This is a genomic window from Nocardia sp. NPDC060220 (assembly GCF_042727815.1).
Classification (GTDB): domain Bacteria; phylum Actinomycetota; class Actinomycetes; order Mycobacteriales; family Mycobacteriaceae; genus Nocardia.
The window spans coordinates 1-1,702 of record NZ_JBHWZY010001173.1; the positions used below are offsets into that span (position 1 = coordinate 1).

2 protein-coding genes are annotated in these 1,702 nt (G+C 63.7%); one reads left to right on the forward strand and one right to left on the reverse strand.

Annotated features, from left to right (window positions below):
- Positions 1-601: ABC transporter substrate-binding protein (locus ACFWF3_RS34940; protein ID WP_379318364.1), on the reverse strand; the 601-nt coding region annotated here is incomplete at its 3' end.
- A gap of 388 nt (positions 602-989) precedes the next feature.
- Here ACFWF3_RS34940 and ACFWF3_RS34945 point away from each other — a divergent pair.
- Positions 990-1,702: AMP-binding protein (locus ACFWF3_RS34945; RefSeq protein ID WP_379318366.1), on the forward strand; the 713-nt coding region annotated here is incomplete at its 3' end.

Consider the following 1,702-nt stretch of genomic DNA (forward strand, 5'->3'; position numbering starts at 1 on the left):
GCTTCTCACCGAACGCCTTCATATCCTTGAAAGCGGCATCAGGCAGCGGGTAGAACGGCGCGTAGCCGAGCGCGCTCTCGAAGTCGATCGAGGGCGACTTCAACTCGACGGTGAAGGTGCGATCGTCGACAACCTTCAAGCCCGACATCGTCTTGACGGTGGGATTCTCGGCACTCACCTCGTCGAACCCGGCAATCGGGCTGTACACGTAGCTCTGCAGCTGCGCGTTGTCGGCGAGTGCGCCGTAGTTCCACGCGTCGACGAAGGATTTCGCGGTGACCGTGGTGCCGTCGGTGAACTTCCAATTCGGCTTGATAGTGATCTTGTACGACTTCCGATCAGCCGTCTCGATCTTCTCGGCCACCTCGTCGTGGGCCTCACCGCTGGCGTCGTAGTACTTCAGCCCGGCGAACAAACGGTCGACGACGCGGCCGCCCATGTTCTCGTTGGTATTGCTGGGCACCAACGGATTCTGCGGCTCGCCCGCATTGGTGGTGACGATGCTCGAATCAGCACTGTCGTCGGACGAGCACGCGGTGAGACCGAGGCTTGTGGCCGCCAGTCCCGCCGCGACCAGCGCGGTCGCTCTGATGAATCTCAACGCTCTCTCCCGGTTCAATTCCGTGGCTAACGGTCGGAGGTTAGCGGCTCCGGCTGGATTTTTCAGCGATCCGAGCCATTTTCAGTTCACATGTATCAGTACGGTTACTCGCTGGAAACGCAGGAAAAATTGCCGAGCCCCTCGCTCTCGGCAGAAAAATATGAACAAATATCGGGAACGCTCAGCTGAACCGTTGAGTAAAAACGATAGCTCGCGACCGTCCGGTCTGTCCGGCGAAGTCATCGGATGAACTAGCCCTATTGACCGCCGCGAAACATCGTCACGACAACGGGACACGCCGTCGCGGGTCAGTTGGCTACTGTCTAGACAGCTGGGCCGCACCCCGGCGACCGACCCGACCGCACCAGGCATGTGAGGCTGAACCGACGTGACCGAAACTGCTGCAGGACACCAGGACTCGTTTCCGCCCAGTGCGGAATTCGCCGCCGCCGCCAACGCGGACGCCACGCTCTACGACCGTGGCGAGACCGACCGCGACGGCTTCTGGGCCGAACAGGCCAACCGGCTGCACTGGCACAAACCCTTCACCGAAGTACTCGACTGGACCGACGCGCCGGTCGCGCGCTGGTTCGGCGACGGCGAGCTCAACGTCGCCTACAACTGCGTCGACCGCCACGTCATCGACGGACACGGCGATCAGGTCGCTATCCACTGGGAAGGCGAACCCGGCGACTCGCGCGACATCACCTACCGCGAACTGCTGGAGGAGGTCTCGCGAGCGGCGAACTATCTGACCGAGCTCGGACTGGAGGCAGGCGATCGCGTCGCGATCTACATGCCGATGGTGCCCGAGGCGATCGTGTCGATGCTGGCGTGCGCGCGGCTGGGACTCACGCACTCGGTGGTGTTCGCGGGCTTCTCGCCGAGCGCGCTGCGCCAGCGGGTCGACGACGCCGAGGCCCGACTGATCATCACCACCGACGGACAGTGGCGGCGCGGCAAGCCCGCACCGCTCAAGGAGGCCGTCGACGAGGCGCTGGCCGCCAAGGGCGACGTGCCGTCGTCGGTGGAGCACGTGCTCGTGGTGCGCCGGGTCGGCAAGGAGGTGCCGTGGACCGACGGTCGCGATCTGTGGTGGCA